The organism is Streptomyces sp. NPDC049970 (genome assembly GCF_040660235.1).
Classification (GTDB): Bacteria; Actinomycetota; Actinomycetes; order Streptomycetales; family Streptomycetaceae; genus Streptomyces.
This window is the reverse complement of the sequence record NZ_JBFALP010000016.1, coordinates 59,998-84,393: the sequence shown is the minus strand read 5'-3', so window position 1 is coordinate 84,393 and position 24,396 is coordinate 59,998. Positions and strand designations below refer to the sequence as shown.

Here is a 24,396-nt window from a genome sequence, read left to right as displayed (position 1 = left end):
GACGGGGATGGCGTACCTGGTTGCGGGCTCGTGGGCGGGCGTACTCACGTCTTCCCGACTTGGTCCGATTGGCCCGCCCCGATGCCCCTGGTCAGCGAGAGCCGGGTTCAGCCGAGACCGCGATGAGCTGCCCACAGCGCCCCGGCACGGCTGGCGGCGTCGGCGACAAGGGCCACCAGTTCGGGCTTGTCGGGCACGGGGAACGATACGTACGCGCCCCGACCGCCCCCGACCGGTCGGCCGTAGGCCTTCGTCGCGAGGCGGCCGTCCGGGAGAAGCCGGACGTTGAGCGTGGTCAGCGTGAAAGCTTCACCGCGTCGAGTGTCCGTCCAGCGGAGCGACTGCGGGATCGTGACGTTGATCGCCAGCGCACTCACTTCCAGGTCGCTACTCATGGACGGATGTTCTCACGCGGCCTAGACCACGCAGAGGTCTGCGGGGATGCCTTCGAGGACCTGGCGGCCAAGGGCGGGAAAGCGCCACGGGGGATCTGGACACCGGCCGGAGGAACGCCCGCCCTGAGGGCCCAGGGGTGGCCCGAGAACGAACAACAGCCCCTGACTTGCACAGTGAGTGCAGGTCAGGGGCGTGATCGCTAGCTCTACTTCTTCTTGCCCTGGGTCTTGCGGGATATCTCGCCGACCAGGGTTTTCGCAGGTGGGGAAGCTGATCGACTCGGGGTGAGCAGTCGTCATTGGTCGTCATCGGGTGCCGTTGAGCAACCTCGGACGGCCCAGAGACGGCCCAGGAACGGCCCGGTCACCGCTCGCCGCGATGGTCACTGACGACCGATGGGAACCTCGTAAACGATCTCGCACAGCGCTGCGGGAAGGACGATGTCCGCCGTCTCCACCGGCCGCCCCTGATCGCTGTAGTAGGTCCGCTTGATGTGCGTCACGAGAGCGGATTTCTGGATCCCCAGGAGCGAAGCTTCCTCGTAGGGTGACCCGGTCGGCTGCTCGCGCGCCGACGATCGCACCACCCGCACGCGCGGTCGGGGCTCGGCGACGTAGGTGCCCGACCCGGCACGGCCCTCCAGCACACCTTGGGAGATCAGCAACTCCTGCGCCCTGCGGACCACGTTCTCGCCTACGCCGCATTCCTCGCCGATCTGGGCGCGGGAGGGCAGGCGGTCTCCCGGCTCCCACACGTGCTCCACGATCCGCTGCCGGAGGACATCGGCGACGCGGAGATAAGGCGGCTGCTCAGGCATATGGAAGATCTAGTCCACTAGCTCTAATCTAATTAACTAGCTTCACTGAAGGTGATCGCTGGTGACGGAGGCTGCCCTGTGCCCGCTTCGGGAGTTAGTGCGGCGGCCCCGCTGATAGTCCGGCGACAGCGACGACACCTCGACGCCTTCACTCCTGACCGGCACCACTGACCCCGGCACCCTCCCGCCCTTCGGCGTCGGCGTCGGCGCAGCGTTTTCCGCAACCGGCACAGCTGTCTCCTCGACGTCAGCACCCCCGCCCGGGCCAGCAAGGACCTCGACAAGAACCTCCCGCGCAGTCACGAACCGTTCCCAGAACAGCTCCGCGTCGCGCAGCTCGGCAAGGACCCGGTCCGCTTCCTCACGCAACACCTCAACCCGCTGCCGGGCACCCCGTTCCCGCTCCTCCAGCAAACCGACCACCGACGGCATCCCAGAACCTCCACGACCAAGACGACACGACGTGTCCTATCTGCCATAGAACCCGCCACACCATGCCTGACCAGTAGAAAGTCAGCGTTCAAGTACGGAAAGACAACGGCTTCTCAGGTAAGCGGATAGGGCTCAACTCTGACCTGGTGCGTCCTTCACCTGCGCTGATGGTTAGCGGAGGTCGTTTTCGTCCGCCTTCGTCCGTCGGTGCGAGAACGTCGGCAGACTTACAGCGGGCTGGTCCCGATATCCCCGGCCAGGCCGTTCGGCAACCCGACGCCTCTCTGGGGAAAACCTGGGGGAAAGCCCCAAGTGGGGCAGTAACTGTCTGCCCGGGGCGGGCGGGATCGGCGCGGTCCGTCCTCATCGTCGTAAAGGAGGCGTGACCCTGGCCGCTGCCCCCATAGGTGAAGGGGCCCCCTGGTCGGTCTCGCCGTGGAGTCCTCAGCAGACTCCGTCAGGCGGCGGGTGGCAAGCAGGGGCGTGCCCTCCGACCCCTGCCCCATCAACGGCACCCACAGCGCAAGGGCCCGTTCGGCCAGTCACTTCCCAGGAGAGGGCAAGTGGCGCCCCTCGTCCGGCACCACTGCTGGCAAGGGGCCCGAAGCACTGCCCGGATAAGCGGAACTATAAATTCCGGGACTGCGAAATCGAAGGAGATTGCGTCCACGTTCCGGAGACCGTTCGGCAGCTCACTGAGACTGCCTGGGAGGCGCTCCAGAGCACGGGGGTAAGGGATCCGAAGGAAGTAGCGTACTTACGCGTGCACAGATGCAGCACGGGTCCCCTACATCATGAGTCGTAGCGGCATCGCTTCTTTCCGCCGCCGGGCCATCAAGACATCCAATCGCCTTTACACGCAGTGAGTCCGCAGCGATCATCGTCACATGGTCAGATGGCGCGATGAGGTCCCTGCCAGTGGAGGCGTCGATCTGCCGCCAGAGGCACGGTCGATGGATGGTCTCGGTCGGAATCACTCGTTAGAAACCGCGCTGGCCGACCTGGTGGATAACTCCGTAGACGCAGGAGCCACAGACACTCTCATCCGCATAGTCAGGAATGCGGGCAGACTCTGTAGCCTCTACGTGGTTGACAATGGCTCCGGTATAGCACCTGAAGCCATCGATGACGCCATGACTCTGGGGGGACGCCGCACATACAAGACCGGTGATCTAGGCCGTTTCGGCATTGGCTTGAAGGCCGCCTCTTTCAGTCAGGCTCGCAGTCTCACCCTGCTCTCTCGGGACCAGAGAGGACGTGCAGTTGGACGCCGGTGGGAGCTTAGTTCTCAGCAGAGCGGCTTTCTCTGTGGCGTGGTGCCTGAACACTTCGCCGCCGGCGAGCTTGACCGCGAGTGGAACCTCCCCCAGGGCGCCGGACGAACCGTTGTTCGTTGGGACGAGGTCACGGGATTCCCCGCCACCGATGACCCGACCCGAGTAGAGGAATACATCAGCAAGACTCTAGTACAGATACGCCAGCACCTCGGGCTGGTTATGCATCGACTACTGGCCGCGCAACGCGTGAAAATATGGGTCGAAGTAGAAGAGGCAGAGACCGGGGAATTCGGTAGCCGGTTCAGCATTTCACCACTCGACCCCTTCGGCTATACGCGGACAGGTAAGAGTGGCTGGCCCAAAAATTTGGTCGGCCGGGCCGAGGGGCTCACCTTGAGCATGCGCTGTCACATCTGGCCTGGTCGCTCGCAACTGCCCGAGTTCAACCTTCCGGGCGGGACTGACTCCAGGCAGGGTCTGTACTTCTATCGAAACGACCGTCTACTCCATGCTGGCGGCTGGGAGGGGATCCACGCCGGCGACCGCCGACTCCGTTTGGCCCGTGTCGAAATCGATATCGAAGACGACGCGATCGGCCTTTTTAAAATGAATCCGGAAAAGTCCAAAGTCAGCGTAGGAGCCAAGTTCGCATATCTATGCGAAGAGGCTCGCGCCGAGGATCAGACCACGCTCGCTGAATACCTGAAAGTCGCCGAAACAGCATTCCGCGACTCCCGCAAAAGAACTATGCAGCGAAAACGGATGATTCCCCCCGGGCGCGGCCTTTCCCCGCCCCTAAAGAAGGCCATCGAGCGAGAAATCCCGCTACTAGAGGACGAAGAGTCCATCAATATTCGCTGGGCCGCATTCGCGGATGAGTCTTTCTTTCGCATCGATCGCGATAACCGTACCCTGTGGCTCAATGACAGTTATCGGACAACACTTCTCGGTGGCCGCAGAGGCGGTCTCAATGACATGCCCGTCCTCAAAGCCCTTCTATATATCCTCATGGAAGACCTATTCCAGGGTGAATATCTCGGTTCGAAAGACAAAGATAATCTTGAAATGTGGCAGGAATTGTTGACTGTGGCAGCGCAAGGGGAGAAATCGTGACTGACGGGGTCGAACGACGCCATCTTAGCGAAGCGAGCCTCAGGAGCTACCTGCGCTCCAACGTGCCCATCGACCAGCCGATACCTGGCGAGCCGACTCTCGTTCTCTTCATCTCTCCAAAAAGATCCGAAATTGGACTGAGAGTCCCTTTTGATGGCACTGGGATTGTCAATGACCCAGGGTTGGAGCACATTCGCTGCGGGATTGCATGGAACGGCGGCCGCCGTCACCTAGAGATCGCGGTGACTCGCCGTGATCTGTTCGCCGACGCATATCCCATGCTTTGTGCCATCGCCGACCGGATCCAGCTTAAAGGCCTTTCTCCAGAACAGGCGCTTGTCGAAACCGTTCGTTTACTTGCCAACTTGATCAAGAGCAGCCACTCCCTGGAGATCGAGCGCGAGGTAGGACTCTTCGGTGAGCTCATCGTATTCCTCGGATTGACGCGGACTGTCGGCAGCAAGGAGGCTCTCGCTGCTTGGTTGGGCCCCCAGCGGGAAGAGCACGACTTTGCCCTATGCGGTCTCAACATCGAAGTGAAGACAACACGGTCGGAACGACGCATCCATTGGATCGAATCTCTAACCCAGCTGCGCCCTACCGGCTCCCGGCCTCTCTGGCTTGTTTCTTGCCAAATAACGTCGGCAGGGTCAGGTGCCGGGAATGGGCTGCCTGACTTGGTCCACCTCGCCCGAGCCGAAGCGCGAAACGACGAAGACCGCGCCGCCTTGGAAGCACGCCTGAGACAGGCTGGCTGGCGCGATCGCTTCGAGCGCACATGTCAGGGACCCTGGGCGCTTCGGACGAAGCCGGCGGCTTTCGCCGTTACGGACGACTTCCCTCGCCTGACCCCGGATGAAGTCCGCAGAGTTGCAGCTCGGGAACAGATCGTCCAGGTCCGCTACCAAATCGACCTGACGGGCCGCAATCCAAGTGCTCCACTACCAGAATTTCTCGCAGACATCCTAGAAGAAGTGGAAATTGTATGAGCGGCTGCCAAACACTGACGGACGCCTACCTGGCGGCCCTCAAATTGATGGAAGGGCGCGGCCCTCGCGCAATTCACACCGCAGCGGAATTTGCTGCGGATGACTCCCATGCTCCAGCGGTTCCGGTCGGGGATACCGAGCTTTGTCGCCACCTTAGCTCAGTCGGCGCTAATGACCCTCTTCGGATCAAAATGCACCTAAGCATAGCCGGATGGGACGCCGCGCTTTCCACCGACTCATGGACGCAGCACACTGAGGCTGGAAGTAACCAACGCCGAGCGGTCATCATTGATCGCCTGCGGGTCGATGAGACAACGGCCATACTATTTATGGAACTCTTCCCGGTAGCGCAGACGGGCCGACCCACGGTAATCGCGTCGTCCGAAAATTGGATTCCCTGGTACACGGAAGGACTAGCCAGCGACAGGGGATTCTACTGGGAACATTATAAGAACTATCTTATCGATAAAGGGTGGTCTGCCGAAGACGTCGCGAGCTCTCTCGGGCCAGCCACCACACGCGTGGTGGAGCGGTTGGCTGATCCGACTGCTGATCAGCCTTACCAGTCAAAGGGGCTCGTTGTCGGTTATGTGCAGAGCGGAAAGACGGCCAACTTCACTGGAGTGATCGCTAAGGCGGTCGATGTTGGCTACCGGCTCATTATCGTGTTGACGGGGACCACGGATAAGCTACGGTCCCAGACTCAGCGGCGCCTCGATATGGAATTCGCTGGAGTCAGCAGTGTGTTGGGAGGCATCGACCCTACAGACGAGTTCGCGCTGGATGATGTCGACTACCAGCAGGATAAAGAATGGGTCGCCGGTCGATTCATTGACCACGGGCAGATACCCGCAGGGGCGCGCATCCCTGAGGTGCACCGTCTCACCAGGCATCATCAGGACTATCAATCCGGCGCAATCGATGCTCTCGACTTCCATGGCACAAACCCGACCAAGCCGCTATATCACCCTGACAATGTATTCCCTGAAGCCGCTCGCCTCGCCGTGGTGAAGAAGAACTCTGGTGTTCTCAAGCGGGTTATCAAGGACCTGAAAAAGGTCCATTCGCGCCTACCTGGAATCCCCACCCTGATCATCGACGACGAGTCGGATCAGGCTTCGATCAACACGAACCGTAAAAAGTGGTACGAGGAAGAAGCCGAACGGACTGCCATCAACAAAGCGATATCTGAACTCCTCACGATGTTGCCTCGTGCCCAGTACGTGGGGTATACGGCAACACCATTCGCCAACGTTTTCATAGATCCCGGAGATCCCCACAGCCTTTTCCCGAAGGACTTCCTCGTTTCCCTGGATCGACCCAGTGGATACATGGGGGCATCGGACTTCAACAACGCTGATTCGTCTACAGGCGAGGAAGAGGAGACTTACGAGAACTCCCCTGAGAAATGCCATGTGAGATTCCTACCTCGACACAAGGATGATGATTCCAAGCTTGGGGAGGCCCTCGACGCCTTCGTCCTTTCTGGAGCGGTTAAGCTCTTCAGGGAAAGCCTTGGCGTTGGAAAATTCAAGCACCATACTATGCTCGTACATGAAGCCCAGAAGAAGACCGTGCATAGAGATCAAGCCGAAAACATCAAGCGGCACTGGCGCAGGGCGGGATACTCTTCAGCCAAAAGCTATGAAAGGCTCCGGGACCTTTATCTGCGTGACATCGCACCAGCCTCTTCCGCCACCGCTAGCGATTTGCCACTGCCCACTGGATTTGACGAGCTCAAACCCTACGTGGCAGAAGCTGTAGCACTGATCGAGCAGACTGGGCAGCCGGTACTGGTCGTCAACAGCGATAAGATCGAAGGCGAGGAGCTGGACTTCGACTCATCGCCCGTCTGGCGAATCTTGATCGGCGGCAACATGCTTGCCCGCGGTTTCACCGTCGAGGGTCTCACAGTTACCTACTACAGGCGGGCTGCACGGGCAGCTGACACTCTCATGCAGATGGGACGCTGGTTCGGATTCCGGAAGAATTACCGTGATCTGGTGCGTCTCTATATTCCCAAGAGTCTCCATGAGACCTTCGCTGGCATCTGCCAAGATGAAGAATTCTTTCGGAATCAACTCGGCAAGTATGCGAAGATGGATGACAATGGCCGACCTCTGATCACGCCTCAGAGGATTGTCCCTCTCGTCGCTCAGCACTCCTCCGTCAAGCCCACTGCGGCGAATAAGAGATGGTGCGCCATCCTCGAACAGGATGCCACGGGCGTTAAGGAGCCCAGTAGCGCGTACCCGCTACTGGGAGAGAAAGCGAAACTGCACGATAACTTGAAGGCTTTTGGCCCTGTCCTGGCCGGCATGAGTGGTCCACAGCCTGCCCCGCACGTAAGCAAGTCGCTGGACATCTTCCAAGGCGACTTTGCTCACGGCTTGGTTGTCAAGATCTTGGAGAGGCTGTCCTGGCTGGATGAGGAGAAATTTAAGGCGGACCTGCGCTGGCTGAAATCCTTGGATTCCTCGCAAGTCGACAGCTGGCACGTTGTCATGCCACAGCTTCTCGACGCTGAATCGACCACGCCATTGCTCGGTTTCGGACCCTTCAGTCTCCACAGCCGAAACGAGATCGAAGGGCGCCTCCAGGCGAAGTCGCAACCCATACATCATCGGTTGCTTCATGATGTTGTGCGCGTCCCGGGTTCACGTACGGCTGGCATGTTGCTTTACCCGATGATCGCCAAGCCGGAGGAGGAGACCATCAGGTTTGACTCGACTCGAATCGTCATGGCGTTCCGCTTGGAGCTCCCCTCGGCCGCCAAACCAGACGATGGGCGGGTCCTGAAGTACCGCGTGGAGTCGAGCCTCTGACAGCGGACTCGGCCGTATCTTCAGGCATTCGCTGTCTGACGGATGCATGTTCCCCGACGTCCGCGATCCCGCTCTGCGCACTTGCGGTGGCTGGGTCCGCAGGCGGACCCAGCCACCGCCCCTCGTCACACTTCGACGCCATCTGCGGCCGCGCCGAGCACTAGACCTCTCAAATGCCGCTGGGACACGGCATCAGTTGAGTAGAGCCGCGTGCCGCGTGTTCCTCGAGTCGCGAGGACTCTGTAGGTTTTCGACGCGTAGCGCAGATAGTCGCTCGGGGAGAGTCCCTGAAGGGCGCTGACATGGCTCTTCTCCGGCTTGCCAGGCCACCCGTCGCGGTTCTGGTGGTGATGCCTGCGCTGTGGCCCGCGTGATGGTGGCCGGTGCATGATTCGGGCACGATCATGCTGGATGTGGCTCTCGCGGTCGCGCTGGGCGGGGACTGCCTGGCCGATGCGGGACTGCTGCGGGCCGAGCCGGCCGTGTTCGGGCCGGTGGCCTCCGACCCAACGGTCTCCCGGCTGATCGACACCCTCGCCGTGGCCGGGGGGCGTCTGGACATCACCCCCCGGTGGCCTCCGTCGACCACGGAAGGAGATCGAGGTTAGGCGAAAGTTCCGTACCAGCGATGTAATGCCTTCGCGCGCTCTGGGAGTACATCTCCCTTGGATACATTACGGCGTATCCAGGAAGCACCATGATCTGCCACGAATCAGGCAGCTGGGCGCTCACAAAACGAAGGAACTCATTCGCCGTCATCTCTGGCTGCTCGATGATTACCTCGAACTGCTCGTAGAAACTCTCCTTCTGGGTTCGGTAGTACGCGTACCTGAAGGTGTACGGCAGCGTCGTCTTGGCGAACTTCAAGAAGGAGCGCAGGGTTTGAGTCCCTTGAGGGAGATCGCCTATCACCCAAGCAAGGTCAGCGGGGTAGAGCTGATCGAAATGATCATCTGAGAAAACCGTGGTGTCACGCTCAACCCCGGGATCATTGATGCCGAAGCCGTTCTCGTTCCACGGTGCCTGGCCTTCGCTCTGAAATCTGTCGATGAGGAGCTTTTCCGGAGCTACCGCCGCGAAATCCTCGTCCACGGATAGAGCCGTGAAGGTCATCCACTCCAAGTGAATATTTTCGCGACCACTGAGCTTCTTAAGGTGCTTCCTCAGCCTTTGGCCGAGGGTGGCGTCGGCCTTCCCGATGTACACAGGCTCGCCGTGCCGGTAGAGCTGATATACCCCCTTGTGACGCGGGAGGCGACTGACGTTCTCCTCCGTCAGGGGTGCGGGCGTGAGCTTCTCCAGGGCCGCGGCCAACTGATCGCCGAGCGCCTTCGTGATGCTCAGCTTGAACTCGGCATGGTTCTCAAGCGGCAAGACCGGGGCTCCCTTCGGGCGAGTGATCGGCATCACCTTAACCGGTGAAAACGGGGCGCCTGTTGCGCGTCTTCGTTGAAGCGGCTTGGTGATCACAAACTCCGCGGTACGCTTCTCTCATGCCTGAGCTGCGAGAAGAACGCCAAGAGGTGGGGACGTGTGTCGAACTGTTCGCCGGCGGCGGGGGGCTCGCGATGGCTGTGCACGCCGCGGGCTTCCGTCCGCTCCTGGTAAATGAGTACGCCAAGCGGGCGTGCGAGTCCCTGAAGAACAACCCGCCGGACCCCGACGAGCCGGAGAAGCGTTGGCCGCTCATCCCGGGCGACGTGCGTGACGTCGACTTCACCGACCTTGTGACGGACGAGGTCGATGTCCTCGCCGGTGGACCGCCCTGCCAGCCGTTCAGCCTGGGAGGCGTCCACAAGGGCATGGAAGACGAGCGGAACATGTTCCCGCAGATGTTCCGCGCGATTCGGGAGATGAGGCCGAAGGCAGTCATCTGCGAGAACGTGCGCGGCCTGCTTCGACCGTCTTTCAAACCCTACTTCAAATACATCTTGAACGAAATGCGCCTGCCTTTTGTGGAGCGCGACAAGAACGCGACGTGGGAAGACCACAACGAAATTCTTGAGAAGCTTATCGCCAACGACTCGGTTGAACTGTCGGAGCGATACCTGGTCAAGGAGATGGAAGTCAACGCGGCTGACTACGGTGTTCCGCAGATTCGGAATCGAGTGATTATCGTCGCGTTCCGTGCCGACCTCGGCGTCGATTGGGACGACTTCATGCCTAAGGAGACGCACTCCGAGGAGTCGATGATCCACTCCATGCGCGAGGGCGGACCCTACTGGACAGAGCGGCACAAGAAAGTGCCCGCGGATGTTCGCAAGCGCACCATCGCCAACCTTCCGAAGCTTGACTACGAGAACAAGAAGGTTAAGGAGAAGCTGAAGCTGGAGCCGTGGCGCACGCTGCGCGACGCCATCACGGGAATCGACGAGAACGAGGGGAAGCCGCTTCCGTACGTTACGGAGGAAGCCGTCAAGGGCAAGCTCGAAGTCAGTGGCATCGCCGACCACATCGGGTGGCCTGGAGCTCGCATGTACACCGGGCACACCCCGAACCTGCTGGACCGACCCGCGAAGACCGTGAAGGCGGGTGTACACGGCGTGCCGGGCGGCGAATCCGTCATGCAGCTCGACAACGTCAACTTTGTCAACGCCGGGGGCGGAAACGGATACCGATACATGACTGTGCGGGAGACGGCGCGAGTCATGACGTTCCCGGACCGTTGGATTCTCGACGGGCCGCGGGGGGAGAAGATGCGGCAGTTGGGTAACGCCGTGCCCGTGAAGCTTGGGGCGGCCTTCTCAACGGCTGTCGCCGAGGCTCTCAGGTCGGTTGGGGCTCTGGAGGACCCGGAGAAGCGAAAGTGACCGAAGCCGCGAGCGATCGGCAGAGGCGTTGGAAGGATCGGATGCCTCCCGATCGGGCGTGGAAGCCGAGAGCAGGGATAAACAGGGAGGCCCGAGCGGCTGAGCAAGATCGAGCCGCTGGCAGCCGCCTCTCGCGCGCGGTCGACATCGGCGAGGGCCGATATGCGCGCGCGTCCATCGCGCTGCGCCTGTACCGCAGCACCCGCCGCATCCGCGCGTACCTACGGTGGTCACAGGAGGGCGAGACACAGGAACGGTACGTCGGCGAGGTGGACGCCGCGACTCGCGCCGCAAACCTGGCGCAGGCATGGGAGGTCGCTCACGTCGCCGGATACGTGACCACCGAGACCGTTCCCCGCGACTCGTGGGCGTCCTCCCCCGCTTCCCGAGCGGTCATGACCGCCAACAAGGGACGGGACACGAAACCCGAGAAGCTGTTGCGGTCCGCGCTCCATAGACACGGACTGCGATACCGCGTGGGCGTCAGACCGATCCCCGACCTGCGCCGTACCGCCGACGTGGTGTTCACCAAGGCTCGCGTCGCCGTATTCGTCGATGGCTGCTACTGGCACGGCTGCCCTGAACACCACCGTCCCGCCAAGAAGGGGGCGGCGTTCTGGCAGGAGAAGATCGCTGGGAATCAAGCCCGCGACGCCGAGACCAACGAGGCACTACGCAACGCGGGATGGCTCGTGGTCCGATTCTGGGAACACGAAGATCCGGAGCAAGCCGCGCAAGAAGTGGTCAAAGCAGTGCGGTCGAGACAGAGTCCACCACCGAGCGTCGACAAGCAAGACTGACTCTCGGCAGCTCTGGCAGGAGCGGCCGGCACCCGCGCACATCGCCCCGATCATCCCGGAGTCTCGGGCCCCCGCCGGAGGCATGTCTTGTGCCTGCGGATGGCTTCTCCCCTTTGCCCGCTGCACGCAGCGCGCCGCCGGGCGCGGCCAGCCGGGGCGAAGACAGAGGCAGGCCGCGCCGCTGAGGCGGGGCGCGCCCGCGCCGTGCGCGGGTCTTGATGAAGTAGGGAAAGTTCTATCGCACCGGCGTCAGGCGCTTGCCGTCATGGCTTCGCACATGGGGCCCGTTGCCGTCGAGAGCATCCAGCAGTCGGACCGCATAGACCTCGGACATCCACTCGGTGACCTCGTCCGGCGTGAGCCAGCTGACCGCGGTCGATTCGCTGGAAGTCCGCTCGCTTCCGCCGGCGGGCTTGCACCGGAAGACCAGGGCAACGGTCTACCAGTGGCGCCGGAAGCGGACCGGACCCTGCGGCTTCCGTGTCGGCCGGCACCTCCGCTTCGACCCCGACGACGTCCGGGCCTGGGTCGACTCCCGCCGGAGCGAGGCGGCTGCCTGATGGCCGGACACATTCAGGACCGCTGGTTCGTGACCGTGACCGGTCCTGACGGTAAGCCGCGCAAGGTGAAGTCGGATCGCTACGGAGTGGGGTCCCGCTACCGCGCGCGCTACGTCGGGCCGGACGGCACGGAGAAGTCAAAGAGCTTCCCGGACCGACAGAAGCGGCTCGCTGATCAGTGGCTGGCCCATACCGAAGCGGACATGGCGCGGGGTCAGTACATCGATCCCCGCGCGGCCCGGACCACCTTCCAGCAGTACGCGGAGAGCTGGGTGTCCACCCAAGGGGCGGACCCCAACACGCAAGCCTCGATGGAGTCGCAGCTCCGGCTGCACGCGTTCCCGTACCTCGGCACGCGTCCGCTCGGTTCGTTCCAGCCGGCGCACATCCGCGACTGGGTGCAGCAGCTCCAGGCGAACGGGGTGCGTGGCTCGTACGCCCGGACGATCTACTCCAACGTGCGGGCGGCTCTCAGCGCGGCCGTGGATGACGGGCACCTTCCGCGGAACCCTTGCTCTGCGCGTTCGGTACGGCCGCCGACCGTGGACACGAAGCGCGTCACGCCTGCGCGGGCATGCCGGAGCGGTATCAGGCGATGGTCGACCTGGGCGGCGGCTGCGGCCTACGGCAGGGCGAGATCCTGGGCATCGCGGTGGACGCGATCGACTTCCGCTCGGACACGCTGCACGTCGTCCAGCAGCTCAAACTGAGCCGCAGCAAGCCCGTCTTCGCTCCACCCAAGGGCGGCAAGCTGCGGGACGTGCCGCTCCCCGGCCCTGTCGCCGACGCGCTGCGGGCACACATGAAGCAATTCCCGCCGGTCGAGATCACGTTGCCGTGGAAGGTGGCGGGCGGACCGCTGGTGACCAAGCGACTCATCTTTATGGGACCGCGCGGTGGTCATGTCTGGCGCACCTCGCTGAACGAGGAAGCGTGGAAACCTGCCCTGGCCTCGGCCGGAGTGATCCCGGTCCCGGCGGCCGGCGCTCCGCACGCCGAGTCACGCGAGAACGGTATGCACGGGATGCGGCACTTCTACGCGTCGGTGTTGCTGGACGCTGGGGAGAACATCAAGGCGCTCGCCGAGTACCTCGGGCACTCCGACCCTGGCCTGACGCTCCGGGTGTACGCGCACCTGATGCCGTCGAGCCAGGAGCGCACGCGCAAGGCGGTCAGCGCGATTTTCGGATCGCAGAACCTAGAATCAGGCAAGGGCTCGTTCTCGAAGGCGTCTGGTCTGAAACCCGAACCTTACATCTGAGATCTGTTCAAGGTTCCAAATATGAGTTTCGAAGCAAGGTTGAAATCGGTAAGGAGAAACCGATACTCCGCAACCGATTCTCCGACATCGATTTCCCGAAATCAGCTACGGAAACCGATTGGCGCAACCGGTTGCTCATGCCTGGCGGCGGCGGCCCTGGGCGGCATCGTCCTCGTGTCCTGCGGGGCGAGGTGGCGCGAGGTCACACGGCGGCACCAGGCAACGAGGGGTAACGAGCCGCATCGGACGGCGCCTGGAAAGATTCGAGGGTCTGGAAAGTCTCCGGGAAATGTCGGAGTGCTGTGGCTGTCCATGTGCGTGGACAATCTGTCTACGCAAACGAACAGGGTAGCTTTCAGCTGCGCGTTTGTCCGACGCGTGACGACTGTGGGAAAGTTCCTGCGGCATGTGAATGCCGCCCCTGCAAGGGCGGCATTCACCTCCATTGCCACGCCCCAGAAATCACCTTGCGAAGTGAACCGAGCACAGCTGGAGGGCTTCATGGTCCCACGCGTCGGCGTAACCGTCGATATCCACCCTCGCGATCTCCCGATCGCGCTCATCGGCACTGCCGGCGGCGCACTCGCCCTCTGGGCTGACGCCCCCGCAGAGATCGCCGTACCCGTGGCACTGCTGATCGTCCTCGACATCCGCATCCGCCGCTGGAGCCGCCGCGCCTGACGGCCCGTTGAACATGTGACGGCCCACAGACGGCCCAGCGCACCAAAAAGCCCCCCACCAAGCGGAAAACCCGCAGGTGGGGGGGGGGCTAGTTCAGCTCTGCTTACTTCTTCTTGCCCTGGTTCTTCACGGCCTCGATCGCGGCCTTGGCCGCATCCGGGTCGAGGTAGGTGCCGCCCGGCTTCAGGGGCCGGAAGTCGGCGTCCAGCTCGTAGGCGAGCGGGATGCCGGTCGGGATGTTGAGGCCCGAGATGGCGTCGTCGGAGATGCCGTCCAGGTGCTTCACCAGGCCACGCAGGCTGTTGCCGTGGGCGGCGACCAGGACGGTCTTGCCGTCGAGGAGGTCCGGGACGATGCCGTCGTACCAGTACGGCAGCATGCGGTTGACGACGTCCTTGAGGCACTCGGTGCGCGGGCGCAGCTCCGGCGGGATCGTCGCGTAGCGCGGGTCGGCGCTCTGCGAGAACGCGGTGCCGTCCTCGAGGGCCGGCGGCGGGGTGTCGTAGGAGCGGCGCCACAGCATGAACTGCTCCTCGCCGAACTCGGCGAGGGTCTGGGCCTTGTCCTTGCCCTGCAGCGCGCCGTAGTGGCGTTCGTTCAGTCGCCAGGAGCGGTGGACGGGGATCCAGTGGCGGTCCGCGGCTTCCAGCCCGAGCTGCGCGGTGCGGATCGCACGCCGCTGGAGGGAGGTGTGCACGACATCGGGGAGCAGGCCGGCGTCCTTGAGCAGCTCACCGCCGCGGACCGCCTCCTTCTCGCCCTTGTCGGTGAGGTCCACGTCCACCCATCCGGTGAACAGGTTCTTCGCGTTCCATTCGCTCTCGCCGTGGCGGAGGAGGATCAGCTTGTACGGTGCGTCGGCCATGGGTCCGAGCGTAATCGAACCCGTGCGGGCTCCGCGCAGGCGGCCAAGGGGCGGACCGCGACGTCGCCGGGCGTGTCGACCGACGGCTGGGCGTCAATCGGGTGGCGGCCGGGGACTCGACTTCGTAAGGCTCGGAGAGCTGTCGGATCACTTACGTGGCTGCGTCCCGTCCTCCGGACGGCCGGCCGAACCGCGCTACGGCGGTGCCCAACCACGGACAGCACGCGTCCGTAGTGCGGCACCGCCGTCGCGCGGTTCGGCCCGGGTCAGCCGCCGCACTGGCAGGGCGCGCCGGACTGGCAGCCGCACCCGCAGCCCGAGCCGCAGCCGCAGGCGCCCAGCACGGTCAGGCGCACCACTTCGGTCGGCGGCTCCTGCTGGGGTTCGGTCACGGGGGAATCGGCCATGGTCCCTCCTCAGGGGGTACGACTCGACGACGTACGGCGCACGCGAAAGGCGCGCACGCCTACGGCGGGGGTGTACGGCATGGCTCGCCGCCCCCGCACCCATTGCATGCCCCGTCAGGAGGGCGCATCAACGGCGCACGAAGGCGGCAACAGACGTACGGGCGCGGCGACGCCCGCGCCCTCTACGCGCCCTCCGCCGTGTTCGAGGCCTGGAGCTCGTCCGCGTGCTCGCCCGTGACCAGGTAGACGACCCGCTTGGCGACCGATACGGCGTGGTCGGCGAAGCGCTCGTAGTACCGGCCGAGCAGGGTCACGTCGACGGCCGTCTCGATGCCGTGCTTCCAGCGGTCGTCCATCAGGTGCTGGAACAGCGTGCGGTGCAGCAGGTCCATCTCGTCGTCGTCCTGCTCCAGCTGCAGCGCCAGGTCGACGTCCTTGGTGATGATGACCTCCGCGGCCTTCGCCATGAGCCGCTGGGCGAGCTGGCCCATCTCGAGGATGGTCGCGTGCAGGTCGTTCGGCACCGCGGTCTCCGGGAAGCGCAGCCGTGCCAGCTTGGCGACGTGCTGGGCGAGGTCGCCCGAGCGCTCCAGGTCGGCACTCATCCGCAGAGACGTCACCACGATCCGCAGATCGGTGGCGACGGGCTGCTGGCGGGCCAGCAGCGCGATGGCGCGCGCCTCCAGGTCGTGCTGGAGGTCGTCGACCTTCTGGTCGGCGGCGATCACGCTCTCGGCGAGCTTGAGATCGGCGTCCAGCATGGACGTCGTGGCCCGTCCGATCGCCGAGCCGACGAGCCGGGCCATCTCGACCAGGCCTTCGCCGATCGAATCGAGTTCCTCGTGATAAGCGTCGCGCATGGAAGTCCCTCTCCAGATCCTTACTGAGGCCGGGGTCACTGGGCCGACCCCCACGCTGCCACGATGCGGCCCCAACGCGTCGGGTTCCGGCCGCCTAAGTGAACCGGCACTATCCCCTTGGTGAACTCTGGGCGACGAGTGTTCGAGATGGCACCCGGATGGCTGGGAGAGTGTCGGCGCGCCCGCATAACCTTGAAGCATGGACGTGAACGCGGCGGTCGCCGCAGCTTCCGCGATCGCCGGGCTGTGCACCGGGGTGATCGCGATGCTGGCGTTCCGCTGGAGCGAGCGTGAGCAGAAGCGGCCCACGCGTACGTCCCTGCGGCCCGACGGCAACGCGGCCCTGCCCCCGGGCGTCGACACCGTACTCTCCGTGCTCAGCTCGTCCGCCGTCGTCCTCGACGAGAGCGACAGCGTCGTCAAGGCCAGCTCCGCCGCCTATGCGCTGGGCCTGGTCAGGGGCGGGCGCCTGGCCGTCGAGCCGATGCTCAACATGGCCAGGGACACCCGGCGGGACGGCGAGATACGGCAGGGGGAGCTCGATCTGCCCCGCCGCGGCACCGGCCGGGGCGAGGCGCTGGCCGTCTCCGCGCGGGTCGCACCGCTGGGGTCGCGACTCGTCCTGCTGCTGGTCGAGGACCTGACGGAGGCGCGCCGCATAGAAGCGGTACGACGCGACTTCGTCGCCAACGTCAGCCATGAGCTCAAGACCCCGGTCGGTGCGCTCTCGCTGCTCTCCGAAGCCGTCATGGACGCCTCCGACGACCCGGAGGCGGTGGAGAGGTTCGCCGGGCGCATGCAGATCGAGGCGACCCGGCTGACCAACCTCGTGCAGGAGCTCATCGACCTCTCCCGGGTGCAGAACGACGACCCGCTCGAGGACGCCGAGCCCGTACGGGTGGAGGAGCTGGTCGTCGAGGCCATCGACCGGTGCGGCCAGCAGGCCGGCTCCAAGCAGATCACCATGGCCTCGGGCGGCACCGCGGACCTCTTCGTCTGGGGCAACAGGGGCCAGCTCGCGGCTGCCCTGGGCAACCTCGTGGAGAACGCCGTCAACTACAGCCCCGCCCGCACCCGCGTAGGCATCGCCGCCCGGCGACTGCCCGCACCAGGCGGGGACCTGATCGAGATAGCCGTGACCGACCAGGGCATCGGCATCTCGGAGAAGGACCGCGAGCGTGTCTTCGAGCGGTTCTACCGCGTCGATCCGGCCCGTTCACGGGCCACCGGTGGCACCGGTCTCGGCCTCGCCATCGTCAAGCACGTGGCCGCCTCGCACGGCGGGGAGGTCACCGTCTGGAGCTCGGAGGGACAGGGCTCCACGTTCACCCTGCGGCTGCCCGAGTCGGGTGTCGTCAGGGGTCGTACCACCGGCGGACCGTTCGTCGTCGACGACGCTGTCGACGACGAGGGGCCGTACGAGACCGATACTTTCGAACCATTCCCTGCCCCGGAGGCTCTTCCGTGACCCGAGTGCTTGTCGTCGAGGATGAGGAATCCTTCAGCGACGCCCTGTCCTACATGCTCCGCAAGGAGGGCTTCGAGGTGGCCATCGCGGCCACCGGCCCCGACGGCCTCGACGAGTTCGAGCGCAACGGCGCCGACCTCGTACTCCTCGACCTGATGCTGCCCGGTCTGCCCGGTACGGAGGTCTGCCGGCAGCTGAGGGTGCGGTCCAACGTCCCGGTGATCATGGTCACCGCCAAGGACAGCGAGATCGACAAGGTCGTCGGCCTGGAAATAGGAGCCGACGACTACGTGACCAAGCCCTTCTCCTCGCGGGAGCTCGTGGCCCGCATCCGCGCGGTCCTGCGCCGCCGCGGTGAGCCGGAGGAGGTCACTCCCGCGGCCCTGGAGGCGGGTCCGGTCCGGATGGACGTGGACCGCCACGTCGTGACGGTCTCCGGCGGCAAGGTCGACCTGCCGCTGAAGGAGTTCGACCTGCTCGAGATGCTCCTGCGCAACGCCGGTCGCGTGCTGACCCGCATGCAGCTGATCGACCGGGTCTGGGGCGCGGACTACGTGGGTGACACCAAGACCCTGGACGTCCACGTCAAGCGGCTCCGCGCCAAGATCGAGCCGGACCCCGGTGCGCCGCGCTACCTGGTGACGGTGCGCGGCCTGGGTTACAAGTTCGAGCCGTAAACCGAGGGTGGCGAAACGCTGTGGGGGTGTCTCCGGCCGGAGACACCCCCACAGTCAGTCGTACGCGGACCCGTCCGGGTCATCGTGCTCGGGTCACTCGGAAGCGGGAACCTCGTCCGACCCGTTGGCCGATCCCTCCGCCGACTCCGACGGGCCGGCGGAACCGTCCGCCGGGGCCGACGGGCTGCCGGACTCCGTGCCCGGGGTCTCGGACGACGCGTCCGAGGGGGTGGGCGTGGGCTTCGGCGTCGGCAGCGTGCTCGGGCCGAAGTCCTTGAAGAAGCTGGTCGCGGGGACGACGGCGGCACCGAGCTGGATGTCGCCGGTCTCGCTGAAGCTGAAGGCCACGTTCTGGACGCTGCCGTCGGCACCGACCTGACGGCCGTTCTCGATCACGGCGGAGGCGTTGTTCTTCCCGCCGAGCACGAGCCGTCCCCCGGCGGGGAGCACGAGCGGCCCCTTGCCCTTGGCGGGCTGGAGCTTCACGGTGGCGTCGCCGCCGGGCAGCGTGATCCTCTCCAGGACCTCACGCTCGGTGCCGTCGTTGAAGAGGGTGGCACTGATGACGGCCGGGCCCTCTGCCTCGTGGTCGGGCTGCGTGATCACGTTCAGGTTCTGGATCTTGATGCCGTCGACAGCGGTGGCTGCGTTGTCCGGCCTGACCTGGAGCGTCTGCGCGTTGTTGCCTGCACCGCACGCGGACAGGGTGGCGATCGAGAACACGAGGGCAGTGGCGGCGAGGGCGCCGTGTCGAAGGCTGCGGCTCACGGCGGCGGCAACTCCTTGAACGTTCGGACTGCGGACTTCGGACTCTGCGGACAGGAAGGCCCGAGCGGCCGTAAAGCCGCCCTAAGTGTGTGTCAGCGGCCTCAGGTTACCGAGCCGCCGTCCCGGGCCCGCACCCGACCCGCCCCCGAGGCGGTCCCACCTGTGGACCGCACCCGCCCGGTGCCGCCCGTCCCGTGCGCCGACGCGCCCGGGACGCGCGCGTCCCGGGGGTCCGCCGTGGTGCTGCGGACGTTCCCGACAGGTGCGCGACCAGGCTGATTCGCACCGCGTTCACATAACGCGGTCGGGTGGTCCGCCGGTCGACCGATGATCGATTTCCGGGCGGTGGCGCATTTCCCGCGCATAATCCACCGGCCGCCGGACGTTGATCAATTTCAATGACCACGGAGCTAAGACTCGTACGGGTGGTCGATGTTCGAGCGCGGGAGGGAAATTTCGCCATCTTGAATCCGGCAAAACGGGACGTTCGGCCCCTTCTGGTGGACTTCCGGCCCGTGTGACGCGCGTGTTTCAGCTCGGTCGTACGCCCGCTCCGACCTGCGAATATCGCCTTCCGGAAGCCTCGCGCAGCACGTTCGTGTTGCAGTTGTCAAGCCCCGAGATATGCCCTGACCTGCGAAAACGCCATTCAGGAGATGCCGTTCTCGTGTTACTCTGGATAGCCACGGAAGGGGTACCTGTCACATGACGTTCAAGGTTGGCGACACCGTGGTCTATCCCCATCACGGGGCCGCGCTGATCGAGGCTATCGAAACTCGTCAGATCAAAGGCGTGGACAAGACCTACTTGGTGCTCAAGGTCGCCCAGGGCGACTTGACGGTTCGTGTGCCGGCGGACAATGCGGAGTTCGTCGGTGTGCGTGACGTCGTCGGGCAGGAAGGGCTGGACCGGGTCTTCGAGGTGCTGCGCGCGCCGTACGCCGAAGAGCCGACGAACTGGTCCCGACGCTACAAGGCAAATCTCGAGAAGCTCGCATCCGGCGATGTCATCAAGGTCGCCGAAGTGGTTCGCGACCTGTGGCGTCGTGAGCGCGAGCGCGGACTCTCCGCGGGTGAGAAGCGCATGCTCGCCAAGGCCCGCCAGATCCTGGTGAGCGAGCTCGCCCTCGCGGAGAACACGAACGAGGACAAGGCCGAGGCCCTTCTCGACGAGGTTCTCGCGTCCTGAATCCGGACGACACCGACCGGATGACCCGAATCACACCGACGACCGGATGACAGCGATGACCGGATAGCACCGGCGAGAAGAATCCGGTCCGAAGTAATTGTGCCGCAGTGCCCGTTGACCAGCCGTTTTCACGGCACGTCGTCGGGCGCTGCGGCATGTTCGGATCCAGGGCAGGCCTGAGACGGTCCTGCCCTGCCGCGCGTCTCCTGGGCGGTACCGGTCGCCGAACGGCCCGTACGCCCTGGTGCGCCCTCGTACGCAGAGGGTCCGGTCCCGTCCTGGATCCGGTGGTGGGACGGAACACCACCCGAGCCCGCCCGTCGTCCTCCGGGCCTGCCCGCAGGATTCGGAAGCCGCATCGGTGAGCTCGCGCTCCCGGTCGTGGAGCCGGCGCCCCGGTCATGTCCCCGTGTCGTTCCCCCGGTAACCTCGCACCCTCTTCGAGCCCGCGCTGCGGCTCGACCGACCAGGGGTCACGGAAGGGGTCCCGGTCAGGTCAAGGCGTCACGCCAGGCTCTGCCCCCAACCTACGGCCGGGGGTACGCCCAGGCCATACCCACGTCGGCCGTGGAAACAAACCTGCCGAAGCTTCGGAGTGCAACCGATGTCACCGCTGTCACCGACGCCCGCTGAATCCGGCCCCGCCCGCACCGCCGCGGTGATCCCCGCGGCGGGCCGGGGCGTCCGGCTCGGCCCGGGTACCCCCAAGGCGCTCCGCGCCCTCGGCGGTACCCCGATGCTGATCCACGCCGTACGGGCGATGGCCGCTTCCCGTGCCGTCACGCTCGTCGTCGTGGTGGCGCCCCCGGACGGAGCGCCCGAGGTCAGGAACCTCATCGACGGACACGCCCTACCCGAGCACACCGACTACGTCGTCGTCCCCGGCGGGGCGACGCGGCAGGAGTCCGTGAGGCTCGGCATCGCCGTGCTGCCGGAGGACGTCTCCGTCGTACTCGTCCACGACGCGGCCCGTCCGCTGGTGCCCGTCGACACCGTGGACGCCGTCATCGAGGCCGTACGGGACGGGGCTCCCGCGGTGGTTCCCGCCCTTCCGCTCGCCGACACGGTCAAGGAGGTCGAGCCCGCCGCCGGTCCGGGCGTTCCGGAGCCCGTCCTCTCGACCCCCGTACGGTCGAGGCTGCGGGCCGTGCAGACCCCCCAGGGCTTCGACCGGGACACCCTCGTGCGGGCGCACGGGAGCGTGGCCGTCGACGGTGACGGTGCGACCGACGACGCGGGCATGGTCGAGCGGCTGGGCGAGCCCGTCGTGGTCGTGCCCGGACACGAAGAGGCCTTCAAGGTGACCAGGCCCCTGGACCTGGTCCTGGCCGAGGCCGTTCTCGCACGCAGGAGGGCGAACGATGGGTTCTGAAGCAGCGATTGGGCAGTCCGCCCCGGTGATCCCGCTCGTCGGGATCGGGACCGACATCCACGCCTTCGAGGAGGGGCGCGAACTCTGGTGCGCCGGGCTGCTGTGGGAGGGCGAGGGCCCCGGCCTCGCCGGCCACTCGGATGCGGACGTCGTGGCGCACGCGGCGTGCAACGCCCTGTTCTCCGCCGCCGGACTGGGTGATCTGGGGCAGCACTTCGGCACCGGCCGGCCCGAGTGGTCGGGAGCTTCCGGTGTCACCCTGCTCACCGAGGCGGCCCGGATCGTGCGGGCCGCGGGCTTCGGGATCGGCAACGTCGCCGTGCAGGTCGTCGGCCTCCGGCCGAAGATCGGCAAGCGCCGGGACGAGGCGCAGAAGGTGCTGTCCGACGCGGTCGGCGCCCCGGTGTCGCTGTCCGCCGCCACCTCCGACGGCCTCGGGTTCACCGGCCGGGGCGAGGGCATCGCGGGCATCGCGACCGCCCTGGTCTACCGCGCCGCCGACTGACACCGGATCGCCGCCGCCCGGAGTTCGAGGAGGGAGGTACGCGGCCCGGCCCCGCCACTTTGTTGCACATCGCTCGCAGGTACGCTGATTCGGCAAGTGATGTGCGACAGGTGTCGAGGGTGAGGGTGGGTGTCCGTGGCGATTGCCACCGCCGGGCAGGCGGCGACGCGGGACGCGTCGGCCGGTGTGGACGGGTACGTCCTGCGCACCGCCACCGCGCAGGACGTCGGCGGCGCGCGCGCCGTCATGCTGGACACCGTCTACCGCGACCTCCGCTCCGGTTACGTTCCGCGCTGGCACGCCGACATCATCGACATCGAGGGCGCTTATCTGGTGCCCCCGCGCTGCACCCTCCTGGTGGCCCTGCACGGCGGCGAGGTCGTGGCGACGGGTGCGGTACGGGACCGCGGTCCGCAGGCGCCGCCCAATCCGCGACGGGTCGCGGACCGCTTCCCCTCCGGTACGACCGCGCAGCTCTGCCGGATCTACGTACGCCCGGCGCACCGCAGGCGCGGTCTCGCCCGCCGGATGGTGCGTGAGCTGGGCGAGTTCGCCGTGCGGGCGGGCGGCTACACATCGCTCTACCTGCACACCGACCCGGCCGTACCCGGCGCCGAGCCCTTCTGGCGGTCGCTGGCCGAGGAGGTGTGCGACGAGCGGACACTGCCGGACGGAGGCCAGGGCATCGTCCACTTCGAGCTGCCGATGCCCCGCCCGGGTGGGCGGGCGTGAGTGCTCCCGGGCGTCCCGGAAGGGCCCCGAGGCACCCTCAATATCAGATGATAATCGTTTTCATATAGGGTTTCCGTCATGCCTACGCCCCGAAGCCGCCGCGCACCGCTGCCGATCGTCGCCGCCGCCCTCGTGCTCCCGCTCGCCGCCTGCTCCATGTCGGGCGGCTCCAAGGCCTCCGGCGACGCGCAGCGGCTCCGGGTCGTGATGGCCTTCCCGCCCGCCCAGGCCATGTCCCCCTTCGGCGACGACGCGGTCACCCTCAGCCGGCTCGCGGTCACCGAGGGGCTCACCACCCTGGACGCGAACGGCGCGGCCAAGCCCTCGCTCGCGACGTCCTGGAAGCGGGACGACCCCACCACCTGGACCTTCACCCTCCGCGACACCCTGTTCCAGGACGGCGCGAAGGTCGACGCCGCCGCCGTCGTGCGGTCGCTCACCGCCGCGGGCAAGGCCTCCCCGCCGCCCCGGGTCCTGTCCGACACCACCCTCAAGGCGACTGCGACCGGCGCGGACACCGTGCGGATCGTCACCGGGGACGCCGACCCGTTGCTCCCGCAGCGGCTCGCCAACCCGTCCCTCGCCATCCTTTCCCCTGAGGCCTACGGGAAGGACGGGAAGGTGGACCCCGCCGGGCACGCCACCGGTCCGTTCACCCTCACCGACGTCGAGGGCGCCGTCGCCGCCACCCTCGAACGCAACGAGGACCACTGGGGGAGCAAGGCCGAGGCGCCGGGTGTCGACGTCACCTTCGTCGCCGACGGCACCGCCCGTGCCAACGCTCTGCGTACGAAGGCGGTCGACGTGGCCGAGTACATACCCGTCTCCCAGGCCTCGCTGCTCGGGGACGGCCTCGTCCACGAGTTCCCGTCCGCCCGCACCAACGGCCTCTCGCTGAACACCCGGCACGGCGTCTTCGCGGACCCGGCCATGCGCGCCGCCGCCAGGGCTGCCATCGACTCCGACGCCCTGGTCGACGGGGTGTACGAGGGCCGGGCCGACTCCGCGCAGGGCCTCCTCGGCCCCGGCGTCCCCTGGGCCGCCGGGAAGCGCACGGCCCCCACGGACAGGGTGGCGGCGGCCGGCCGCGACGAGGTGGCGAAGACGGAGGAGATCGTCCTCGCCACCTACACCAACCGGCCCGAGCTCCCCGAGGTCGCGACGCTCGTCCAGCAGCAGCTCGAGAAGCGCGGCTTCACCGTCAAACAGGTCGTACGCGACTACGCGCAGCTGGAGGCGGACGCCCTCGCCGGGAAGTACGACGCATTCGTCCAGGCCCGCAACACCCTGCTGGACACCGCCGACCCGGTCTCCTACCTCGCCTCCGACTTCACCTGCGACGGCAGCTTCAACATCTCCCAGCTGTGCGACGAGCGGGTCGACGCCGCGGTGGACAAGGCCGCCTCCCTGGCCGGCACCGAGGATCGCCACCGCGCCGAGATGACCGCCGAGGCCGCGGTCCTGGGCGCCGACGCCCTCGTGCCGCTGGTCCACGAGCGCTTCGTCCAGGGCTACGACGACGCCCACGTCGAGGGCGTCGCCCTCGACCCGATGGAACGCACCCTCATCACCGCCGACACCCGCATCGGGTGA

The 24,396-nt window shown here is 65.8% G+C and carries 22 protein-coding genes and 3 pseudogenes; 16 read left to right on the top strand and 9 right to left on the bottom strand.

Translation table 11 applies throughout. The features are described 5' to 3' along the window. Positions 1-107: 107 nt before the first annotated feature. The 3 genes from AB0I83_RS24560 to AB0I83_RS24550 all read right to left on the bottom strand — a co-directional run bounded on the left by AB0I83_RS24560 (position 108) and on the right by AB0I83_RS24550 (position 1,645). Positions 108-395, bottom strand: coding sequence for a hypothetical protein (locus tag AB0I83_RS24560; RefSeq protein ID WP_363306143.1), 288 nt, complete (start codon positions 393-395; stop codon positions 108-110). Positions 396-778: 383 nt separating this feature from the next. Beyond that, positions 779-1,213, bottom strand: a complete 435-nt coding sequence (locus AB0I83_RS24555; RefSeq protein ID WP_363306142.1) for a GntR family transcriptional regulator — start codon at positions 1,211-1,213, stop codon at positions 779-781. A 42-nt stretch (positions 1,214-1,255) separates the two neighbouring features. Further along, entirely contained in the window at positions 1,256-1,645 is a 390-nt protein-coding gene (locus AB0I83_RS24550) for a hypothetical protein (protein ID WP_363306141.1), read from the bottom strand. A gap of 887 nt (positions 1,646-2,532) precedes the next feature. Between AB0I83_RS24550 and AB0I83_RS24545 the strand changes: the two genes are divergently transcribed. The 4 genes and pseudogenes from AB0I83_RS24545 to AB0I83_RS24530 form a co-directional block, all read left to right on the top strand. After that, a complete protein-coding gene (locus tag AB0I83_RS24545; RefSeq protein WP_363306140.1) occupies positions 2,533-4,035 on the top strand; it encodes an ATP-binding protein in 1,503 nt (500 codons plus the stop codon). Beyond that, the gene (locus tag AB0I83_RS24540; RefSeq protein WP_363306139.1) at positions 4,032-5,024 is read left to right on the top strand and encodes a PD-(D/E)XK motif protein; all 993 of its coding nucleotides are present in this window, start codon (positions 4,032-4,034) and stop codon (positions 5,022-5,024) included. Before AB0I83_RS24545 ends, AB0I83_RS24540 begins: the two co-directional genes overlap by 4 nt. A gap of 329 nt (positions 5,025-5,353) precedes the next feature. Next, positions 5,354-7,849 (top strand): Z1 domain-containing protein, encoded by a 2,496-nt coding sequence (locus tag AB0I83_RS24535; RefSeq protein ID WP_363306138.1) that lies wholly within the window; start codon positions 5,354-5,356, stop codon positions 7,847-7,849. A gap of 383 nt (positions 7,850-8,232) precedes the next feature. After that, positions 8,233-8,388, top strand: a pseudogene (locus tag AB0I83_RS24530) (IS1380 family transposase); the annotation flags it as partial. 22 nt (positions 8,389-8,410) lie between these two features. On the opposite strand, the gene AB0I83_RS24525 reads toward AB0I83_RS24530, so the two are convergent. Next, positions 8,411-9,223, bottom strand: a complete 813-nt coding sequence (locus AB0I83_RS24525; RefSeq protein WP_363306137.1) for a GIY-YIG nuclease family protein — start codon at positions 9,221-9,223, stop codon at positions 8,411-8,413. Positions 9,224-9,342: 119 nt separating this feature from the next. On the opposite strand from AB0I83_RS24525, the gene AB0I83_RS24520 reads away from it, so the two are divergent. Together AB0I83_RS24520 and AB0I83_RS24515 are read left to right on the top strand one after the other, a co-directional pair. Next, positions 9,343-10,659 carry a DNA cytosine methyltransferase gene (locus AB0I83_RS24520; protein ID WP_363306136.1) on the top strand — a complete coding sequence of 439 codons (1,317 nt, stop codon included), beginning with the start codon at positions 9,343-9,345 and terminating at the stop codon, positions 10,657-10,659. Then, positions 10,656-11,459 carry a very short patch repair endonuclease gene (locus AB0I83_RS24515; protein WP_363306135.1) on the top strand — a complete coding sequence of 268 codons (804 nt, stop codon included), beginning with the start codon at positions 10,656-10,658 and terminating at the stop codon, positions 11,457-11,459. Before AB0I83_RS24520 ends, AB0I83_RS24515 begins: the two co-directional genes overlap by 4 nt. A 235-nt stretch (positions 11,460-11,694) precedes the next feature. On the opposite strand, the pseudogene AB0I83_RS24510 reads toward AB0I83_RS24515, so the two are convergent. Next, positions 11,695-11,895: pseudogene (locus tag AB0I83_RS24510) on the bottom strand (NUDIX hydrolase); the annotation flags it as partial. Between AB0I83_RS24510 and AB0I83_RS24505 the strand changes: the two are divergent. The 3 genes and pseudogenes from AB0I83_RS24505 (at position 11,843) to AB0I83_RS24495 (ending at position 13,961) form a co-directional block, all read left to right on the top strand. Then, positions 11,843-12,019, top strand: coding sequence for a helix-turn-helix domain-containing protein (locus AB0I83_RS24505; RefSeq protein WP_363306208.1), 177 nt, complete (start codon positions 11,843-11,845; stop codon positions 12,017-12,019). The pseudogene AB0I83_RS24510 and the gene AB0I83_RS24505 sit on opposite strands and share 53 nt — an antisense overlap. Beyond that, positions 12,019-13,280, top strand: a pseudogene (locus AB0I83_RS24500) (tyrosine-type recombinase/integrase). Before AB0I83_RS24505 ends, AB0I83_RS24500 begins: the two are co-directional and overlap by 1 nt. Positions 13,281-13,754: 474 nt before the next feature. Then, positions 13,755-13,961: a hypothetical protein gene (locus tag AB0I83_RS24495; protein WP_261988567.1), complete on the top strand. Its 207-nt coding sequence runs from the start codon at positions 13,755-13,757 to the stop codon at positions 13,959-13,961. Positions 13,962-14,064: 103 nt separating this feature from the next. Here the strand turns inward: AB0I83_RS24495 and AB0I83_RS24490 are convergent, their stop codons facing one another. From AB0I83_RS24490 to phoU, 3 genes are all read right to left on the bottom strand, one after another. Next, a complete protein-coding gene (locus AB0I83_RS24490; RefSeq protein ID WP_363306134.1) occupies positions 14,065-14,826 on the bottom strand; it encodes a phosphoglyceromutase in 762 nt (253 codons plus the stop codon). A 266-nt stretch (positions 14,827-15,092) separates the two neighbouring features. Further along, positions 15,093-15,233 (bottom strand): hypothetical protein, encoded by a 141-nt coding sequence (locus tag AB0I83_RS24485; RefSeq protein ID WP_356531342.1) that lies wholly within the window; start codon positions 15,231-15,233, stop codon positions 15,093-15,095. A 182-nt stretch (positions 15,234-15,415) separates the two neighbouring features. Beyond that, the gene (gene phoU, locus AB0I83_RS24480) at positions 15,416-16,093 is read right to left on the bottom strand and encodes a phosphate signaling complex protein PhoU (RefSeq protein ID WP_356531344.1); all 678 of its coding nucleotides are present in this window, start codon (positions 16,091-16,093) and stop codon (positions 15,416-15,418) included. A 199-nt stretch (positions 16,094-16,292) separates the two neighbouring features. Between phoU and AB0I83_RS24475 the strand changes: the two genes are divergently transcribed. After that, positions 16,293-17,561 (top strand): ATP-binding protein, encoded by a 1,269-nt coding sequence (locus AB0I83_RS24475; protein WP_356531345.1) that lies wholly within the window; start codon positions 16,293-16,295, stop codon positions 17,559-17,561. Next, a complete protein-coding gene (locus AB0I83_RS24470; protein WP_014047499.1) occupies positions 17,558-18,238 on the top strand; it encodes a response regulator transcription factor in 681 nt (226 codons plus the stop codon). Before AB0I83_RS24475 ends, AB0I83_RS24470 begins: the two co-directional genes overlap by 4 nt. 93 nt (positions 18,239-18,331) lie before the next feature. Here AB0I83_RS24470 and AB0I83_RS24465 read toward each other — a convergent pair whose 3' ends face one another. Further along, positions 18,332-19,006: a DUF461 domain-containing protein gene (locus tag AB0I83_RS24465; RefSeq protein ID WP_356840457.1), complete on the bottom strand. Its 675-nt coding sequence runs from the start codon at positions 19,004-19,006 to the stop codon at positions 18,332-18,334. A gap of 705 nt (positions 19,007-19,711) precedes the next feature. On the opposite strand from AB0I83_RS24465, the gene AB0I83_RS24460 reads away from it, so the two are divergent. From AB0I83_RS24460 to AB0I83_RS24440, 5 genes are all read left to right on the top strand, one after another. Then, positions 19,712-20,194, top strand: coding sequence for a CarD family transcriptional regulator (locus AB0I83_RS24460; RefSeq protein WP_006380568.1), 483 nt, complete (start codon positions 19,712-19,714; stop codon positions 20,192-20,194). Positions 20,195-20,798: 604 nt separating this feature from the next. Then, a complete protein-coding gene (gene ispD / locus AB0I83_RS24455; RefSeq protein ID WP_356531349.1) occupies positions 20,799-21,566 on the top strand; it encodes a 2-C-methyl-D-erythritol 4-phosphate cytidylyltransferase in 768 nt (255 codons plus the stop codon). Then, on the top strand, positions 21,556-22,071 hold the full coding sequence (ispF, locus tag AB0I83_RS24450; RefSeq protein ID WP_363306133.1) for a 2-C-methyl-D-erythritol 2,4-cyclodiphosphate synthase: 516 nt from the start codon (positions 21,556-21,558) through the stop codon (positions 22,069-22,071). Before ispD ends, ispF begins: the two co-directional genes overlap by 11 nt. Positions 22,072-22,212: 141 nt before the next feature. Further along, complete coding sequence (locus AB0I83_RS24445; protein ID WP_363306207.1) at positions 22,213-22,803, top strand: GNAT family N-acetyltransferase; 591 nt, start codon at positions 22,213-22,215, stop codon at positions 22,801-22,803. A 78-nt stretch (positions 22,804-22,881) separates the two neighbouring features. Further along, a complete protein-coding gene (locus AB0I83_RS24440; protein ID WP_363306132.1) occupies positions 22,882-24,396 on the top strand; it encodes an ABC transporter substrate-binding protein in 1,515 nt (504 codons plus the stop codon).

Excerpts from the sequence above, each read along its gene's own strand:
- AB0I83_RS24440 (WP_363306132.1), top strand. The coding sequence starts at position 22,882 with ATGCCTACGCCCCGAAGCCGCCGCGCACCGCTGCCGATCGTCGCCGCC.
- AB0I83_RS24485 (WP_356531342.1), bottom strand. The coding sequence starts at position 15,233 with ATGGCCGATTCCCCCGTGACCGAACCCCAGCAGGAGCCGCCGACCGAA.
- AB0I83_RS24545 (WP_363306140.1), top strand. The coding sequence starts at position 2,533 with ATGGTCAGATGGCGCGATGAGGTCCCTGCCAGTGGAGGCGTCGATCTG.
- ispF (WP_363306133.1), top strand. The coding sequence starts at position 21,556 with ATGGGTTCTGAAGCAGCGATTGGGCAGTCCGCCCCGGTGATCCCGCTC.
- AB0I83_RS24475 (WP_356531345.1), top strand. The coding sequence starts at position 16,293 with ATGGACGTGAACGCGGCGGTCGCCGCAGCTTCCGCGATCGCCGGGCTG.
- AB0I83_RS24460 (WP_006380568.1), top strand. The coding sequence starts at position 19,712 with ATGACGTTCAAGGTTGGCGACACCGTGGTCTATCCCCATCACGGGGCC.
- AB0I83_RS24490 (WP_363306134.1), bottom strand. The coding sequence starts at position 14,826 with ATGGCCGACGCACCGTACAAGCTGATCCTCCTCCGCCACGGCGAGAGC.
- AB0I83_RS24550 (WP_363306141.1), bottom strand. The coding sequence starts at position 1,645 with ATGCCGTCGGTGGTCGGTTTGCTGGAGGAGCGGGAACGGGGTGCCCGG.
- ispD (WP_356531349.1), top strand. The coding sequence starts at position 20,799 with ATGTCACCGCTGTCACCGACGCCCGCTGAATCCGGCCCCGCCCGCACC.
- AB0I83_RS24520 (WP_363306136.1), top strand. The coding sequence starts at position 9,343 with ATGCCTGAGCTGCGAGAAGAACGCCAAGAGGTGGGGACGTGTGTCGAA.
- phoU (WP_356531344.1), bottom strand. The coding sequence starts at position 16,093 with ATGCGCGACGCTTATCACGAGGAACTCGATTCGATCGGCGAAGGCCTG.
- AB0I83_RS24555 (WP_363306142.1), bottom strand. The coding sequence starts at position 1,213 with ATGCCTGAGCAGCCGCCTTATCTCCGCGTCGCCGATGTCCTCCGGCAG.
- AB0I83_RS24535 (WP_363306138.1), top strand. The coding sequence starts at position 5,354 with ATGGAACTCTTCCCGGTAGCGCAGACGGGCCGACCCACGGTAATCGCG.
- AB0I83_RS24560 (WP_363306143.1), bottom strand. The coding sequence starts at position 395 with ATGAGTAGCGACCTGGAAGTGAGTGCGCTGGCGATCAACGTCACGATC.